Origin of the sequence: Acinetobacter baylyi DSM 14961 = CIP 107474 (genome assembly GCF_000368685.1) — a bacterium.
Classification (GTDB): Bacteria; Pseudomonadota; Gammaproteobacteria; order Pseudomonadales; family Moraxellaceae; genus Acinetobacter; species Acinetobacter baylyi.
Genome location: NZ_KB849625.1, coordinates 143,048 through 161,816, shown reverse-complemented (window position 1 = coordinate 161,816; position 18,769 = coordinate 143,048). Strand labels below are relative to the sequence as shown.

Here is an 18,769-nt window from a genome sequence, read left to right as displayed (position 1 = left end):
TTTAGCTAAAAAATAAGATAAACAAAGTTTTATATATGAAACATTAATGGTCAATTTTTATTGACAAATTATGTTTGAATAAAAGGAAAAGCAATGATGAAAAAAAATGCGGTTTCAATATTAAGTTTAACCATTTTGGCTATGGGGTTATCGAATACAACATGGGCAGATGGTTCACCTCTGGAATGGAAAAGTGACGATGGCACTGCCTCATTTAAAGTGGGAGGGGTTATTCGTGTGCAGGATCGTTATGAAAGCTGGGCACAAAGCTCAAATCGTGGCATGGGGAAACTTGATTTTGATGTGTTTCGTTTAGATCTGAAAGGAACCTATGACAATTTCTATTTGAACTCCAGTTTTTTATTGCAAGATCAGGAGTTTACCTCTATTGAAAAAGCCTATGTAGGCTATAAGTTCAATGCCAATAACAGTTTGGAAGCAGGCTTTGTATATAAACCATTTGCGATTTATCCTTATCCTCAAAATGGCTGGACATATCATTTACCGTTCTTTTTAGGCTATGGCAATAATATTGCACCTGGTTTGAACTGGAACTATACCGACAAGGATTGGGACATAAAGTTTGGGTATTATCCGCGCATGCTGGAAACCAATATGCGGTATTCACCTGAAAGTGGCACGTATGATGATCTGAAAAATACCTTTCCAAATCAGAGTGCTTACCAGAACGAAAAACGTAATCAGCTCAATGCCCGTATCGTGAAAAAGTTTGATACGACTGTCGGGCAGCAGGAAATAGGTTTATCTGGCGCGGTTTCTCAGCTTCACAATAAAGTAACCGATGATGACGGTAAATATTATGCGCTTGGTATTCATGCCAATACCAATGTGAATCGATGGAATGTACAGGGTTCTGTCATTCACTATCAATATGATGCTAAAAATCCAGAGGGGGTTAGTAATGACGTAACTCTGATGGGAACCAATGGGCTCACACCATCTTACTTTATTGCTTCAGAAGGGACTGTTTCCAGTTTAAACGTGGCTTACACGTTACCTATTAAAGACATGTGGAAGTTAAAAGCGATCAAATTTTATAACGACTTTAGCTATCTGGATAAAGAGCGTAGTGACTGGTCAGCATCGCAGATGAATACCACAGGCATGATGTTTATTGCTTCGCCATTTCTAGTGTGGGCAGATTACACCTGGGGTAAAAACTCTAACATTATTGGTGGTTCAACCAACAGTACAGGCTATACCTCTGCAACGTCGCTCAATAGTGATAAATGGCTATATCGTATCAACCTCAATTTTGGTTTTACCTTCTAAGTCTATATTTCATTTACACCAGTACATCAGTTTATGGCCATAAAATCAGCAGCCCTGTTTTGTGGTCTTTTTTAAGATGCAAAATTAAGATTGTGACTATAAATTCAACTATAATGGCGCGGTTCTATTTTTTGTCTCTGTGTATGGCCGCTTCTCAATCTTCTGCAACATTCTGGCGTGATTTACTTGTTCTGTTACATCGCTATGCAGGTATTTTTATTGCACCATTTATTTTTGTTGCAGCCTTTACAGGCTTACTCTACGTGCTTACCCCACAGTTAGAGCAATGGACTTATCGCGATGTATTAGTGAGCCAAGCCACATCTCAACCGAAATCTTTAACCGAACAGATTCAGGCTGCCCAATCGGTGATGTCTCCGACAGCACAAATTATGGCAGTCAGGCCAGCCGCTACATCGCATGATACCACCCGTGTGATCTATTCTGATCCTCAACAGCAGATGGCTAATCGAGCCATTTTTATCGATCCACATGATTTAAAAGTAAAGGGACAGCTTGCAGTGTATGGGACCAGTGGGATTTTACCTTTAAGAACATTTCTGGATCGTTTACATCGTGATTTATGGCTTGGAGAGTGGGGCCGAATATACAGTGAACTTGCTGCCAGCTGGATGGGATTACTGGCACTCTCAGGAATTTATCACTGGTTTAAGCGCCGTAAACAACTGAATCAACCGTCTGAGCATAAAAAACTTTATTTAATTAAATGGCACAGTTGGCTAGGTTTGGCTTTATTACCTTTACTTTTATTTTTCTCGATTACTGGATTGACTTGGTCGAATTGGGCCGGCTCAAATATTTTAAGTATGCGTCAATGGTTAGGCTGGCAAACGCCAAGTCTCATCACCTCATTGTCAGCAGATTCTATTTCCAAGCCAGATATGCATCAGGAGCATCATGCCAGTATGATCATGCATATGCACAGTATGGTCGATGCCAAAGATTTCTCTGATGCATTACAACTGGCACGCGACAATGGAATTACAGCCGCCAAAGTACAAATTCGCCCTCCTGTGGCAATGAGTCAGGCATGGGTGGTTGAAGAAATTGATCGCAGTTGGCCGACGCAAGTCGATAGTATCGCGGTTGATATTGTTCAACACAAAGTGATTGATCATGTTTATTTCGATCAATTTCCTTTAGCTGCAAAGTTAACGCGCTGGGGCGTCGATGCCCATATGGGTGTTCTGTTTGGCTGGACAAATCAACTGTTATTAATTTTGTTTGCTATAGGCTTATGTATCACGATTGTGCTTGCTTACCGTATATGGTGGCAAACTACAGATTTTAAGAAAACCACGATTGATTTTTCTAGACGTGCTGTGGTCATGTGGAGCAATGGCAGTCTTATTCAAAGAGTTGGCTTAGTTTTCATTCTGATGGTCACTGGTATTTCTTTACCTATCTTTGGAGTCAGTATTTTAATGGCTTTGATGATGGTGATGCTGGGATATAAAAAAGTTTAAGCCGACTTAAACATGTGAATGGTGTCATAATTTTGAATTTCTTCACGATGAATGACATCAAATCCCTGTTTTGTCCAAAAATACTCTGCCGCAGGTAAAAAAGGATGGGTGTGCAGATAAAAATACTTAATTTTCTGCTGTGCCGCATATCCAAATAAGGCCTCACATAAGCGTGAGGCAAGGCCTTGACGACGATACTCAGGCTGTATAAAAAGTTTAACCACTTCCACACTATCCTTGGGAATATCTAATGCAAAGCGATGGTTATAAGCGCGATAAGCAATCATACCAATGATGTTATGCTGCTGATCTTTAACCACAAAACACGCACCTTTCTGGTCATGCAGATATACATCCTGAAAATGCGTAAGATCATAAGGTAAAGCTAACTGATAAACGTCTGGAAAAAGCAATTGGCGTGTTCGGATAGCAAATTGTTTTGCTTGAGGTATATCTTCAAGCTGCAATACAGCTAATGTGATGTTCATTTCCCGACTCGATGATGCGCAAAAATAATGTTGAATGTGGACAGCTAAGTCTAAGGATTATAATGACCTATTATATCATGTTCAGTTCAAAGAGATTGTGAGCATAAAAACAAAAAAACTCTCAAGATCAATCTAAGTATCAATGAGTGATCTTGAGAGGGAGTAAAAGATTTATAACTTAAAACATCCACTGCACCGACAAAGAGGCATTGATTGGATCACCAGGCTGGATCCACATGTCACTATAACTTTCCAGATAGTAAGTTTTATCAAACACATTATTAAGATTAAACTGATAGCGGAACTTGGCGTTTGGAGCATAATAAGCATTTAGATTCATGATTGTATAGTCTGGTAATTCCAGACGACCTTGATCATTTTGCGTACCATTCCGTTTGCCTACATAGACGACATTCCCACCGACACCTGCTTTACGATGGCCATCATCAAGTAGAGTATAATCAAGACTTAGATTGGCATTATGCTTTGGTACACTGTTTAAACGTGTGCCTTTGGCAATGCTGGTATCTTGGGTAATGATGGCATCGGTATAAGTATAATTAGCCAAAAGATTCAGTTTTGAAGCCAGTTGGGTTTGAAAACTTAATTCTACACCCTGGCTACGTGCTTCACCTGCGGCATATTGATAGCTGGTATCATTTGGATCAATCGTTAAGGCATTGCGTTTTTTCATGTGGAAAATCGCAGCACTCAATAGGCTATCGTCAGTTGGTCGATACTTGGAACCTATCTCATAGCCTTCACCTTTTTCTGGCGCAAACACATTTCCAGATTTATCTGTTCCAGTATTGAGTGCAAAAGATCGGCCGTAGTTGCTGTAAAAAGACAAATGATCATTCAGTTTGTAGTTAAGACCAACACGCGGTGAAACTTCATTGAAAGTTTTGCTGGAATAGATTCCATTGACATTGTTATCAAGGTTTTGTTTAACGTGATCAAGACGACCACCGACCAGAACACTCCAGTGATCGTTAAAGAACATTTGATCTTGTAGATTTAGCGCTGCGTAGTTTTGTACTTCGTGGGTATTGGTAAACAATCCCATGTCTTTTGGATAGGTGCCATATTGAGGATGATTGACATTGATTTGGTTCACACAATAACGTTTTGGATTGCTGTATCCACCATTGATCTGTCCAGCACGTCCGTTATCACAGCGGAGCTGACTCTGGTTAAATACCAATGTGCCTGCTTCGCCACCCACCAAAATTTCGTGTCTGGCCCAAGAGCTGTTGACTTTGCCTAGAAGTTCGGTCTGGGCAAGGCGGTCAGTCGTATAGGTATAACGCTGACGGCGCTGTCGATTGAGTGTTTCACCATCGGCTTCAAAGCTTCGAGGTTCATTTGAACTACCTGAAATCTTACCTTGCTTGTAGCTTATCGCGCTGTTGAGTTTCCAGTCATCATTAAATGTATGTGCCAGATGCAGTTGATAAAACTGGTCACTGACTTCATTTTGGTCTGCTGATGGTTCGCCAGTGTAAGTTTTACGATCCATCAAAATTTGACCTTTATAGGCACTAATGCCACGATCAAACAGGCCTTTTTGACGCGTGATTTCACTGTCAAAATTCAGTTGGGTCTGGTCAGATAATTTCCAGCTTAATTGTGGTGAAATGAACCAGCGTTCACTGTTTACATGATTACGAAAACTTTGATTGTCTTCATGTGCAACTGCAAAGCGATATGCCACCTCATCATTAATTGGCGCTGTATATTCAAAACTGCCGCGATATTTTTCTTCGGTGTTGGCTCTGAGATAAACTTCACCTTGAGGTTCCCATTGTGGTTTTTTTGCTGTGATATTGAGTAAACCGCCCATTTCGCCCCGACCATACATTGCTGCTGCAGGACCCTTTAAAAAGTCGATAGATTCAATATTGACCATGTCACGTGGCGCACTCAAACCTCGATTTACACTCAAACCATTACGAATAATAGTCGCACTCACATTGGGATCAGTGGTAAAGCCACGAATGGAATAGTTATCCCAAAAGCCACCACCATAATTGTTTTGTGCATATACCCCATTGACCAGTTGAATTGCTTCATCAATACGCTGTACATCCTGTTGCTTCAAAATTTCTTCAGACAAGAAACTTCGACTAAAAGGAACGTCGATGACATCATGGGTAAATTTGGTAGTGGCTGAAGTTTTTGTTTGATTTTCCTGTTGATGAGCTGCTTGTAGCGTAATCGTTGAAAGCAGATTAGTCGATTTGTCATCGGCCCATGTAAATCCTGGAAATAAAGAAAACCCCAAAATAGAGGAAATAAAATAAGATGTGCGTTGCATAAATCGGCTCAATCGTGGAGACAAAATGTAGTAATTGTAATACTATAACATTACAAATTTAAGTTTTATAGTGATTATGCCTGAAGTAAAAATATTGTCTCGTTTACAGTCCATTGACGCGTTGCGTGGACTCGTCATTGTGATCATGTTGCTCGATCATGTTCGAGAAACTTTTTATCTCAACAAGCAGGTCAGTGATCCCATGAATATTTTGGAAACAGAGCCCGCGCTATTTGGGAGCCGTGCTTTAGCGCATATTTGTGCCCCAGTATTTGTCTTATTGACTGGGCTTTCGGCTTATCTTTATCAAATGAAAAATACGGTTGCCAGTACGCGTAATTTCTTGTTTAAGCGTGGTTTATTTCTGATTTTGTTGGAACTGACATTGGTCAACTTTGCCTGGACGGCAAAATTTCCACCTGACGTGATTTATTTGCAAGTGATCTGGGCTATTGGTATTAGTATGGTGGTGCTGGCCTTATGCGTGGGTTTACCTAGAAAAGCTCTACTCGCGGTCGGATTACTGATTATTTTTGGGCACAATTTGCTTGATCAGATTACATTTAGGGGTATTCCAGCTTTAGAGCAAATCTGGTTTGTACTACATGAGCGTGGCTGGATTGAATCTACAGCAGTTAGAATCAGAACTTCATATCCAGTTTTACCTTGGTTTGGTGTGATCTTTGTTGGCTATGCTTTAGGATATTTCTTTGAATCACGATTTAGTGCAGTAGCGCGTCAGCGATATTTACTTGTATTGGGGATGATTAGCATTGCATTGTTTCTGGGATTAAGATCAATCAATATCTATGGTGATCAGCCATGGGTGCAGTATGATTCGTGGGGTATGACGGCCATGAGTTTCTTTAATTTGACCAAGTATCCACCATCGTTGTTTTTTATTCTATGGAACATTGGATTAGGATTGATATTGCTTGTGGCGCTAGAACATTTAAGCCACTTCAAAGGTTTCAAACCTCTGGTTATTTTTGGTTCTGTCCCCATGTTTTTTTATATCTTGCATTTATATGTACTTAAGTTGCTTTATGTGATGGGTATTGAGTTATTTGGTCCAAACCAAGGCGATTATTTTTCTGTAGATTCAGTAAGCGCTTTGTGGCTGATTACAGTCTTTCTAATCATTTTACTCTATCCTGTTGTCGCTTGGTTTTCACGCTACAAGCATCAGAATAAGCATATTGCGTGGTTAAAATATTTCTAATATTTAAATGATAACAGGATCGTGATGATCCTGTTATAAAGCGCCATATTGCTGCCATGTTTCGCCATTATGTAAAGAGTCATAATAACCTTTAAGATAATCTAGCTCGTAATATTGAACTGCGGCGAGTGCGATGAAAGACAAGAGTAACCCAATTTTGAGTATGTTCAGTTTCTGAGGGTGATCTGCAATTTTAGGCAGTCCAAACAGAGTGAGTGCAACTGAAGGAAATAATACGATAGCTTTCATATGAGACAAGAAGCCCAAACCATGCGTATAAAGTAATCCGAAAATGATGACGATCAAGCCTAGGCCTGCAAGATTACGCGTGTGTTCTGAGGGTCGTAACGCCATCACAGATTGAAAAAATAAAATAATATTAGCAAAGAAATAAAATGTTGTTCCGCCAATGATGGCAGTATAGGTCGCATTCAGGACGCAATAGACTCCAATGATGACCAATATCAAGACATAGAAAGTGGAATAAAGTTTTTGCGACGTTTCTCTTGCTTTGGCCATAAAAAAATATTCCTGGGTAATAGGCGAATCTGAAATCAGAATAATGATTTCGATATACAAGTTCTATTTATGTGATGTAAGAAATGTATGTTTATGCTGTTTTATTTTTGATTTGAGTAAATCACGATTTATAGATGCACTGACCCCTACAAATAATAAACATATACTTCCGCCAAGGAGAGTCGCAGGTATGGTACTAAACAAACGTGCAAACAGGCTGGATTGAAAAGCACCAATCTGGTTACCAGAAGTCACCACAATGCCGTTTATGGCAGCTACACGACCCAGCAAATTCTTAGGTGGAAGCATCTGTAAAAGGGTTTGTCGAATGATCATACTCATGCTGTCAAAAGCGCCCATCAGCACCAATAGCGTAAATGAAAGCCACAGTAAGCGAGAGCATGCAAATAGAAGGGTACAACATCCTAGCCCAATCAAAGCAATCAGCATATTGCGCCATGCATGATTGATCAGGTTTGAGCGCATGAGTATAAAAGTCATTATACATGTGCCAATTGCAGGTGCAGCTCTCAGCAAGCCTAAACCTTCGGCATCAGTTGCTAAAATATCTTCTGCAAAAATTGGAAGTAATACCAGTATACCGCCAAACAATACTGTGCTCAGATCAAGAAGCATTGACCATAAAATCAAACGATTATGTCGTATAAACATGATTGCTTCTTTCATGCTACTGATGATGGGTAAATTATTAATACTGGGAAAATTTCGAGGTTGCATCGAGCAGATGGCAATACTACCAATCAATAAAAATATAAAAGCAATTCCAAGCGATATGTAGCGTCCAAATTGATGCAGCAATAGCCCAGCAATTAAGGGGCCAAGTATCGCGCCAAGTTGCCAGATGAGAGCAGTCCAAGTATTTGCATGACTATACATTTTTTCTGGAACTAAAAAACAGCGTAAAGAATTAAATGCAGGGCTATAGATGCCTCTTAAAATTCCAAGACAAAAAATGCAGCCGAAAATACTCAGCGATAACTGAAAAAGCGTAATGGTTTGTTGTTGATGCAATAAAAAGACCAAAATAAGTAGCAGTGGAATAATACAGGTCAGGCTAAATCCATATTTTAAAATGGTTTGTCGATTAAAACGATCGGCAATATATCCACCAAAAAAAGACAATAATATAAAAGGAATCAGTTCAACGATTCCAATTAAACCCAGCATTAGCGGGTTCTTACTAAGCTGGTAAAGCGAATAGGCCACCACAATTTCCTGAATCAGGATTGCCAGAGTCAAACACAGTTGATTAACACTGATTAAGATAAAATCCCGATAGCGTAAAGCAGCAAAGAAATCAGAAGAAGATGACATAAACAGATGATAAAAGCCCAAAGAACAAGAGAATAAAAAAGGATGAGCAAGCGCTCATCCTTTTCTTGAAACAGCGTAGTTTATTTAGACTGACTTGCAGCAATCTTGGCGAAATCAGCTTGAGTCAATGGTGTGTAGTGCAGGCCAAGTGTTTGGCTGGTGTACTGACGCACTTGATCAAGAAGTACAGGATTATCACTTAAATCTTGTTTGTACGATCTTACGATTTCGTGCAGCTTTGGATTCCATTCACCTTTCACTTGTTGTGGGAAAGCTTTTTCAAGCAAATTCAACATAATGTATGGTGAAGTAGACGCGCCAGGAGATGCACCCATCAGTGCAGTAACTGAACGGTCTTTAGAAACAAATACTTCTGTACCAAATTGAAGTTTGGCTGGTTTGCCTTCTTCTTTTTTGATGACCTGAACACGCTGGCCACCTTGGTTCAAACGCCAGTCTTCACGTTTCGCATTTGGGTAGTACTTTTTCAACTCATTGAAACGATCTTCATCGGTCATCATCACTTGGCTAACTAAATATTTCACCAAATCAAGATTTTCCATACCAACAGCAGTCATTGGTAACACGTTGTTTTTATTGGTTGATGCCAACAAATCAAACTGAGAGCCTTGTTTCAGGAACTTGTTTGAATAGGTTGCAAATGGTCCAAATAAAACATATTTCTTACCATCGATATAACGAGTATCAATGTGAGGTACAGACATTGGCGGCGCACCTAGCTCGGCGCGGCCATATAGTTTTGCTGTGTGTTCTGCTGCAATTTTAGGATTGTCAGTCATCAAGAACACACCGCCCACTGGGAAGCCTGCATACTGCTTAGATTCAGGTAAACCGGTCATCTGTAAAAGTTTGACACTTGCACCGCCTGCACCAATAAACACAAAACGTGTTTTCACATGATCCGCTTTGCCTGTTTTTAAGTTCTTGAAAGCAACTGTCCAGGTTTTGTCATCGTTTTGACTAATGCCAGTAACTTCACTTGAAGTTGAAAGTTTGAAATTTTGATGTTTATCTAGGTTATTCACCAATTGAGTGGTGATTGCACCGTAGTTTACATCAGAACCAATTTCCATACGTGTTGCTGCAACTTTCTGTGCAGGATCACGGCCTTCCATGGTGAGAGGCGCCCATTGTTTAATCTGGTTTGCATTCTCAGTAAATTGCATACCATAAAACAGTGGATTTTTAATCATCGCTGCATAACGTTTTTCAAGAAATGCAACATTATCACCCCATACAAATGCATGATGCGGCACTGGGTTGATAAAACTTGATGGTTGACCAAGTACATTGTGTTTGACTTGGTATGCCCAGAACTGTTTTGAAATTTCAAACTGTTCAGCAACTTTCACAGCTTTAGAAATGTCCATTTTACCGTCTTTTTCTTCGGTATAGTTCATTTCCATAAAGCCTGAGTGGCCAGTACCTGCATTATTAAAACCATTTGAGCTTTCTTGAGCAACGCGGTCAAGGCGTTCATACATCCGAATTTGCCAGTTTGGCTCAAGTTCAGTCAAATACGTTCCCAGCGTGGCACTCATGATACCGCCACCTACCAGAACAACATCGACTACAGGCTCATTGGCAGAGGTTTGAATTTTTTTAGAAGCAATAGGCCTAAAGAGGAAGGCGATCGCTGCAATTAAAAGAACAACAAGGAATACCGCGAGGTATTTCAAAAACTTTTTCATGCGATTAAGGACCTTGGGGTAGGTGATTAGCATCGCGCAGAAGCGAAGAGCGGGAAAAAAGAAAAATAAAAAATGCTGGAAATGGCGGTAAATCTAAGTTCAGAGAGAGGGAGTAAAATGTCCTAATCAACACTAGAGCGATTAATTCATTTTTTAAATTTGACCACACATTTCCATTGGGGACGTATTGTAGAGGAATTGTGTATTGACAATATAATTTTTATTTGAAATGTTAAAATAGAATTAATAAATACAAATGATGTTGTAATTTTTATGATTGATTATCAATGATTTAGATAGTTATTTTAAAAGGTCGAGGTCGGCAGATTACTTATAATTACATAACTTTATACGTATTTTATATCAAAATTGATCAAAAATTTGTACATCATCACTATAAAAATGAGAGCAAAATAAAAATATGTTCGATAATTGTCTAAGAAATTCGATATTCGAACATGATGATCGGTAAAAAACCATGTTCGAATATCACTAAAATTTATGCTGATGCAACATAAAAAGGTGCATCAGAACGTGGCAACGGCGCACGTTCACGGATCTGATCTGCAATTTTCTCTGCCATCATAATGGTGGTGGCATTTAGATTTCCTGTAATGATCAGTGGCATAATTGACGCATCGACTACGCGCAAACCTTGTAAGCCATGGACACGTCCTTGATGATCGACCACAGCCATATCATCTTCGCCCATTTTACAACTGCATGATGGATGGTAAGCCGTTTCAGCATGATTGCGAACAAAATCATCAAGTTGAGTATCGGTACTCAGTTGCTTGCCAGGGCTAATTTCTTCACCACGATACGGGTCCAATGCTGGCTGATGCATAATCTCACGGGTAATCCGAATCGCTGCGCGAAATTCTTGCCAGTCTTGTTCAGTTGACATGTAATTAAACAGGATACTTGGATGTTCAAACGGATCTTTCGATTTGAGTTTGATATGACCACGTGAAGGCGAGCGCATAGAGCCAACATGCGCTTGAAAGCCATGCTCTTTCACTGCATTACTGCCGTTATAATTAATGGCAACGGGTAAAAAGTGATATTGAATATTCGGCCACTCAAATTCATCTGAAGAGCGAATAAAGCCGCCTGCTTCAAATTGGTTACTTGCGCCAATACCTTTACCTAAAAATAGCCATTCAGCACCAATCGCTGGTTGGTTATACCATTTGAGGGCAGGGTATAACGATACAGGCTGTTTACATTTATATTGTAGGTACATTTCCAAATGATCTTGCAGATTTTCACCCACACCTGGCAGATCATGTACGACATCAATATCCATTGATTTTAGGAAGGTACTTTCACCTACACCAGAACGTTGTAAAATTTGTGGAGAAGCAATTGCTCCTGCACACAGTAATACTTCTTTATTGGCCATCACCTTTTTTAAATCACGTTTATCGGCGCCTTGTATATACTCAACACCAATGGCCTGCTTGCCATTAAACAAAATTTTGTTGGTCATGGCATGGGTGATAATGGTTAAATTTGGCCGTTCTTTTGCCATATCCAAATAACCACGTGCTGTACTGGAACGGCGCCCATTCTTGGTGACAGTACGATCCATTGGACCAAAACCTTCTTGTTGATAGCCGTTCAAGTCATCTGTACGTGGATAACCCGCCTGTACACCTGCTTCAACCATGGCATGAAACAAAACATTATTGTTATCTTTAGGCGTTGCAACACTGACAGGGCCATGATCACCGTGATAGTCATTGCCTCCAATATCACGGGTTTCTGCTTTCTTGTAATACGGTAAGCAGTCGGCATAGGTCCAGTTCTCCAGGCCTTTAAGCTTTGACCAGCCTTCAAGATCCATGGCATTACCACGGATATAACACATCCCATTAATCAGCGATGAGCCACCCAGACCTTTACCGCGACCACATTCCATACGACGGTTATTCATATGCGGTTCGGGTTCGGTCAGGTAAGCCCAGTTATAACGGCGGCCTTGTAAAGGGTAGGCCAAAGCGGCTGGCATCTGGGTACGAAAGTCCAGACGATAATCTGGGCCACCTGCTTCTAAAAGTAATACCGAAACATCGGCATCTTCAGTTAAACGTGCAGCCAGTACATTACCTGCTGAGCCTGCACCAATAATAATATAATCAAAAGTTTGAGTCGTCATTGCTATTCCTGAATATTGTTGGCGTCACGCTGTGTGTACAGCAGTGACATCAGATTTATGAGGAAACTTTAAAGTGGGCAGAGCATGCTTAAAACACGCTTTGATAATCGCCCAGTTCGACCTGAATGGATTTGGTACGGGTATAATGATTGAGCGTTGAAATCCCGTTTTCACGCCCTACGCCTGATTCCTTGTAACCACCGACAGGCATTTCGGCAGGGGATTCACCCCAAGTATTGATCCAGCAGATTCCTGCTTCAAGCTGATGAATAATTTGATGCGCCTGGGAAATATTCTGTGTGACCACACCAGCAGCCAAACCAAAGTTGGTATTATTGGCACGTTCAATCGCTTCTTCAATCGTGTCATAAGTCAAAATACTCATGACTGGACCAAAAATTTCTTCTTGTACGATTTTCATGTCATCGTGGCAGTCGGTAAAGACCGTTGGTTGTACATAAGCCCCTTGAGCCAGTAAACCCGTTGTTGCGCGTTCGCCACCAATTAAAACTTTGGCACCTTGCTGCTTACCAGATTCGATATAAGACAACACTTTTTCCATATGTGGAAAGCTGACCAATGGCCCAAAATTGGTGTCTGTATGTTGTGGATCACCCATACGAATACGTTTCACACGTTCAACAACTGCCTGTTCAAATGCAGCCTTTAAGCGCTGTGGAATAAAAACACGTGTGCCATTGGTACATACCTGACCTGAGCTAAAAAAGTTTGCCATGACAGCAATATCTGCGGCGCGATCAAGATTGGCATCTTCACAGATGATCAGTGGCGATTTACCACCAAGCTCCATGGTGACTTCTTTAAGGGTTGATCCAGCAGCACTGGCCATGACTTTTTTGCCAGTTTCCACACCACCCGTAAAGGAAATTTTTTCAATCACAGCATGCTCGGTCAGCCATTGTCCAATTTCACGACCCGCACCTTGCACCACATTAAATACACCCGCAGGTAGGCCTGCTTCAGAATAAATTTCGGCAAGTTTAAATGCAGTCAGTGGTGTCACTTCACTGGGTTTAAAAATCATGGCATTTCCTGCCGCAAGTGCAGGAGCAGATTTCCAAAGCGCAATCTGGATTGGATAGTTCCAAGCACCAATGCCTGCAACAACACCTAAAGGTTCACGGCGGGTATAAAAAAAACTGCTTTCACGTAAAGGAACTTGTTCGCCCTGAATCGCGGTTGCCAGCCCTGCATAGTATTCGAGTACATCTGCACCCGTCACAATGTCAACGGTAGAGGTTTCGCTAAAAGCCTTGCCAGTATCCAGTGTTTCTAACTGAGCAAGTTCATCGTTACGTTCACGTAAAATATCTACTGCACGGCGCAGGATGCGTGAACGTTCAACGGCTGTTTTGGCTGCCCAGACTTTTTGGCCTTCGGCTGCACTTTTTACAGCAGCTTCAATGTCGGTTTGAGAGGCTTGTTGAATGGTGGCAATGACTTCACCTGTTGCAGGGTTGATGCTGTCAAATGTTTTGCCACTGGTTGCATCTGTATATTGTCCATGGATATATAAACGATGAAGTTTTACATCACTCATTTTGTCTCTCCTGCCTGATTTGTTTCACTAGCTTTAATTGTGTATCTACATAGTCATATGCAATAGATCGAGCCAGCGTACTGTCAAATGTTGTATCCTGACTCAAACTACCACGTAGCCAAAGACCATCGATCAAGGCTGCAAGCCCACGTGCTGCAATACTGGCCTGATCTTTGGGCATCAACTCCAGAAAGTGAAATTTCAGATTGGAGTAGAGCCGTTGGTCATTAATTCTTTGTAGGCGACTGAGCTCTGGCATATGCATACTGGCCGACCAGAAATCGAGCCAGATGCGCATTGCTCTTTGATTGACCTGACTAATGTCGAAATTAGAGTCAATAATCGCCTTAATCATGCTCTCAGGATGTGAGTCTTGGACTTCTGCCTTGTATTGTGCTGTTTTACGCCGTAACACATTTAACATTTCCAGCATGCAGGCGTTAATCAAACCTTGTTTATCACCAAAATAGTGACTCACAATGCCCACTGAGAGCTGGGCCTTTTTTGCAATTTGAGCCATCGTGGTATTGGATAATCCCACTTCAAAAATGACTTCGTAAGCGGCATTTACAATTTCTTCACGACGCACGTGCTCGGGTTTAACTCTGCGTTTATTCATGTAGGTCCTTAAAAATATAAGGTTTTGCTTGTATTTAGCATTCATGACACATGATAACACTTTTTCATGATACTTTTTATTGATTGAACGTTCAATCAATAAAAAGTATCATAATGAAAAATTCCGGGTAAATTGGGATTTTTTATGTAAAAGCTAGCATCCAGCGTTCTCATTGAATGGAATGTCATGAGGGATACTCGCCAGCCACATTGATTATTAGGCGTCACATCTTGCAAGGAGCAATGTTATGTGGTCAAAACGTGACGAACAGAAAACCTATCCACCCATTCGCCTGAATCCATTTGTATTCTGGAGTTCAGCGATCAGTATCAGTATTTTCGGGATGCTCTTTGTCTTGTTTCCCGAAACCAGCCAGCACGGATTGACCTGGATTCAGCAACAGGTCAATCAGTTGTTTGGTTGGTATTATATGCTGGTGATCATATTGAGCCTCGGATTTGTTGCTTGGCTTGCTTTTTCTCAAGTGGGGAATATTCCCTTGGGTAAAGCACAAGACAAACCCGAATTTGGTTATCTGGTATGGACCTCCATGCTGTTCTCAGCAGGGATTGGTATTGCACTTTTATATTATGGTGTTGCCGAGCCAGTTGACCATTTTTTACGGCCACCTGAAGGGCAGGGCGGAACAGTAGAAGCAGCACAGAATGCCATGATGTATAGTTTTTTGCATTGGGGTATTCATGGCTGGGTACTGTATGCCTTAGTGGGTGTAACTTTAGGTTATTTTGCATTTCGTCGTGATTTACCCTTGGCATTACGTTCTGCGCTTTATCCTATTTTTGGAGAGCGAATTCACGGGCTTGTCGGGCATATGGTGGATGGTTTTGGTATTTTAGCCACGATCATTTCGCTGGTGACGAATTTGGGTATCGGTGCATTGGTCATGATTTCTGGAATCAGCTATCTGTTCCCAGATCTTCCAAATACCTCTAGCACTTTGGTGGTCACGGTCATCATGATGATGCTGGTTGCGACACTAACCACGGTGATTGGGATTGAAAAGGGGCTGGCGTGGCTGTCCAGAATTAATCTGCGCTTATTATATCTGTTGTTATTGTTTGTATTTTTGACAGGTCCAACCAATCATCTGCTGAATGGTCTGGTGCAAAATACAGGTGATTATTTGAGTCATTTTGTACAGAAAAGCTTTGATCTTTATTTGTATGACAAAAATGCAACAGGCTGGCTAGCCTCATGGACGATTTTTTATTGGGCATGGTGGATTGCATGGGCACCTTTTGTGGGAATGTTTATTGCGCGTATTTCCAAAGGTCGTACTATTCGCGAAGTCGTGCTTGGCGTATGTTTGATTCCACTGGGTTTTACATTGGCGTGGATTTCTATTTTTGGAAATACTGCGATTGATTTAATCCTGAATCATGGGCAGCAGATAATTGGTAGCCTGGTAATTCAAGATCCAGCATTGTCATTGTTCAAGTTACTTGAATATTTACCATTTCATCCCTATGTGGCGGGAATTGTTGTGGTGATTTGTTTCGTTTTATTTTTAACCCCAGTAGGCTCTGGTACACTCATGATCGCTAATTTGTCATCTCAAGGTGGCAGCAGTGATAGTGATTCGCCTATTTGGTTACGCGTTTTTTGGTCGATTGCGATTACCATTGTGAGTATTGGTTTGTTGCTGGCGGGCAGCTTCAGTGCAATGCAAAGTGCGGTTGTGCTGTGTGGTTTACCATTTTCAGTGATTTTACTGTTGTACATGTTTGGTCTTGCCAAAGCATTAAAACAGGAGACACAGCAACCAGTGGTGGAGTCGCATACTACTGAGACTTCAGGTTCAGATTAGACCAAAAAAATAGCCTAACCCAAATGACTAAAATCTAATTCTGAATATTTCAGAAAAAGAATATTGATGTCATCTATTTTGTCAATCTTTAAGCGGCTGTGAGAGTCAGACTTGAAGATTGGCGTTTTATATTTTTAATTTTCTTTTTATACCCTTGAGGATTGTATGGCAACAGATAATCCAAGAGCAGTTGATGATCAAGAGACTCATCCAAAAGATCGTTTAAATCGTGTGGTCTTTTATGTTTCTGCCCTTATTATTTTAATATTTTCACTCACCACGATTTTATTTAATGATTTTGCTAATCGTGCATTAAATCAAGTACTGGATTGGGTCAGCTCTACCTTTAGCTGGTACTACTTGTTGGCAGCCACCTTATATATGGTGTTTGTCATTTTTATTGCCTGCTCTCGTTATGGCAATATCAAGCTAGGACCCAAACACTCGAAGCCTGAGTTTAGTCTGTTAAGCTGGTCGGCCATGCTCTTTTCGGCAGGGATCGGCATTGATTTGATGTTCTTCTCGGTGGCAGAGCCGTTATCGCATTATATGCATCCGCCAGTGGGTGAGGGACAGACTTATGAAGCTGCGCGTCAGGGCATGGTCTGGACACTATTTCACTATGGACTGACAGGCTGGTGTATGTATGCCTTGATTGGTATGGCACTGGGTTATTTTAGTTATCGTTATAATTTACCACTCACGATCCGCTCTGCCTTGTATCCAATTTTTGGTAAGAAAATTAATGGCCCGATTGGACATAGTGTGGATACTGCTGCCGTCATCGGAACAATTTTTGGTATTGCGACGACTTGCGGTATTGGTGTCGTACAACTGAATTATGGACTACACGTTTTATTCGATTTACCTGAAAATTTATGGGTTCAAACTGCCCTCATTTTGGTTGCCGTCATTATTACCATTATTTCTGTGACTTCAGGTGTCAATAAAGGTTTACGGATTTTGTCTGAGGTTAACATTTATGTTTCTGTTGGCCTGATGCTGTTTATTTTATTTTTGGGCAATACCGAGTTTTTACTCAATGCACTTGTTCAAAACGTGGGAGATTATCTAAGCCGTTTTCCAAGTCTGGCGCTAGAAAGTTTTGCTTTTGATCAACCGAAAGAATGGATGAATAGTTGGACGCTGTTTTTCTGGGCATGGTGGGTGGCGTGGTCTCCATTTGTGGGGCTGTTTCTTGCACGTATTTCACGTGGACGTACCATTCGTGAGTTTGTATCTGGGACCTTGATTATTCCGTTGCTGTTTACCTTAACCTGGCTCTCCATTTTTGGAAATAGTGCGCTACACAATGTCATCTTTGATGGCAATATTGCACTTGCTGAAACAGTCCTTTCCAATCCTGCACATGGTTTTTACGATTTACTGGCACAATACCCATGGTTTCCATTTATTGCGGGCGTGGCAACCATTACAGGATTACTGTTTTATGTGACTTCGGCAGATTCTGGTGCATTGGTTCTGGGTAACTTCACCACACAATTTACCAATATTGATCACGATGCGCCGCGCTGGCTGAGTGTGTTTTGGGCAGTGGCGATTGGTTTATTGACCTTGGCTATGCTGATGACCAATGGAATTACTGCACTGCAAAATGCCACCATCATCATGGGGTTACCGTTTAGTTTCGTGATGTTTCTGGTGATGGCAGGTCTGTATAAATCCTTGCGGCTTGAAGATTATCGACAGGCCAGCGCCAGTTTAAATGCTGCTCCAGTAGTGGGTAATGTCGATATTCTGAACTGGAAAAAGCGCTTAACGCGTGTGATGCATCATCCTGGAACGTTTGAAACCAAACGCATGCTCAATGAAATCTGTCGTCCCGCTGTACATGCAGTTGCAGAGGAGTTACAAAAACGCGCGGTACAAGTGGATGTACTTGAAGTGCCACTTGAAGAAGATGAAGAACTTTACCATTTGGATATTACGATCCATTTGGAAGAAGAGCAAAACTTTATCTATCAGATCTGGCCTGTCCGTTATATTGCACCCAATTTTAGTGAGCGAAGCAAGCGAGGCAAGCAGTTTTACTATCGTCTGGAAACCTATCTTTATGAAGGTTCGCAAGGCAATGACCTTGTGGGTTATACCAAAGAGCAGGTGATCAACGATATTTTAGATCGCTATGAACGCCACATGACCTTCTTACATATTAATCGTATTAGTCCGGGTAATCGCCCGCTATTTCCAGATCCTAAAGCCTAGG

At 41.1% G+C, this 18,769-nt stretch carries 13 protein-coding genes; 5 read left to right on the top strand and 8 right to left on the bottom strand.

Features of this window, described 5'->3' with window-relative positions; all coding sequences use genetic code 11:
- The first annotated feature begins 96 nt into the window (after positions 1-96).
- Complete coding sequence (locus F952_RS02715) at positions 97-1,293, top strand: hypothetical protein (RefSeq protein WP_026056948.1); 1,197 nt, start codon at positions 97-99, stop codon at positions 1,291-1,293.
- Between the two features lie 143 nt (positions 1,294-1,436).
- Complete coding sequence (locus tag F952_RS02710; RefSeq protein ID WP_011182194.1) at positions 1,437-2,780, top strand: PepSY-associated TM helix domain-containing protein; 1,344 nt, start codon at positions 1,437-1,439, stop codon at positions 2,778-2,780.
- Here F952_RS02710 and F952_RS02705 read toward each other — a convergent pair.
- Positions 2,777-3,268 carry a GNAT family N-acetyltransferase gene (locus F952_RS02705; RefSeq protein ID WP_004921817.1) on the bottom strand — a complete coding sequence of 164 codons (492 nt, stop codon included), beginning with the start codon at positions 3,266-3,268 and terminating at the stop codon, positions 2,777-2,779. The genes F952_RS02710 and F952_RS02705 overlap by 4 nt on opposite strands.
- A 178-nt stretch (positions 3,269-3,446) precedes the next feature.
- Positions 3,447-5,585, bottom strand: a complete 2,139-nt coding sequence (locus F952_RS02700) for a TonB-dependent siderophore receptor (protein ID WP_004921815.1) — start codon at positions 5,583-5,585, stop codon at positions 3,447-3,449.
- Between the two features lie 76 nt (positions 5,586-5,661).
- Between F952_RS02700 and F952_RS02695 the strand changes: the two genes are divergently transcribed.
- On the top strand, positions 5,662-6,807 hold the full coding sequence (locus F952_RS02695; RefSeq protein WP_004921812.1) for an acetyltransferase domain-containing protein: 1,146 nt from the start codon (positions 5,662-5,664) through the stop codon (positions 6,805-6,807).
- A 33-nt stretch (positions 6,808-6,840) separates the two neighbouring features.
- Here F952_RS02695 and F952_RS02690 read toward each other — a convergent pair whose 3' ends face one another.
- The 6 genes from F952_RS02690 to betI form a co-directional block, all read right to left on the bottom strand.
- Positions 6,841-7,326: a hypothetical protein gene (locus F952_RS02690; RefSeq protein ID WP_004921808.1), complete on the bottom strand. Its 486-nt coding sequence runs from the start codon at positions 7,324-7,326 to the stop codon at positions 6,841-6,843.
- A gap of 63 nt (positions 7,327-7,389) precedes the next feature.
- Positions 7,390-8,661: an MFS transporter gene (locus F952_RS02685; RefSeq protein ID WP_004921805.1), complete on the bottom strand. Its 1,272-nt coding sequence runs from the start codon at positions 8,659-8,661 to the stop codon at positions 7,390-7,392.
- 80 nt (positions 8,662-8,741) lie between these two features.
- Positions 8,742-10,373 (bottom strand): malate dehydrogenase (quinone), encoded by a 1,632-nt coding sequence (gene mqo, locus F952_RS02680; protein ID WP_004921803.1) that lies wholly within the window; start codon positions 10,371-10,373, stop codon positions 8,742-8,744.
- 499 nt (positions 10,374-10,872) lie between these two features.
- Positions 10,873-12,534 (bottom strand): choline dehydrogenase, encoded by a 1,662-nt coding sequence (gene betA / locus F952_RS02675; RefSeq protein WP_004921798.1) that lies wholly within the window; start codon positions 12,532-12,534, stop codon positions 10,873-10,875.
- Between the two features lie 88 nt (positions 12,535-12,622).
- Positions 12,623-14,095 carry a betaine-aldehyde dehydrogenase gene (betB, locus tag F952_RS02670; protein WP_004921796.1) on the bottom strand — a complete coding sequence of 491 codons (1,473 nt, stop codon included), beginning with the start codon at positions 14,093-14,095 and terminating at the stop codon, positions 12,623-12,625.
- Positions 14,088-14,714 (bottom strand): transcriptional regulator BetI, encoded by a 627-nt coding sequence (betI, locus tag F952_RS02665; RefSeq protein WP_004921794.1) that lies wholly within the window; start codon positions 14,712-14,714, stop codon positions 14,088-14,090. Before betI ends, betB begins: the two co-directional genes overlap by 8 nt.
- Before the next feature lie 247 nt (positions 14,715-14,961).
- On the opposite strand from betI, the gene F952_RS02660 reads away from it, so the two are divergent.
- Together F952_RS02660 and F952_RS02655 are read left to right on the top strand one after the other, a co-directional pair.
- Positions 14,962-16,542: a BCCT family transporter gene (locus F952_RS02660; protein ID WP_004921791.1), complete on the top strand. Its 1,581-nt coding sequence runs from the start codon at positions 14,962-14,964 to the stop codon at positions 16,540-16,542.
- A gap of 165 nt (positions 16,543-16,707) precedes the next feature.
- The gene (locus tag F952_RS02655; protein WP_004921787.1) at positions 16,708-18,768 is read left to right on the top strand and encodes a choline transporter; all 2,061 of its coding nucleotides are present in this window, start codon (positions 16,708-16,710) and stop codon (positions 18,766-18,768) included.
- Position 18,769 lies beyond the last annotated feature (1 nt).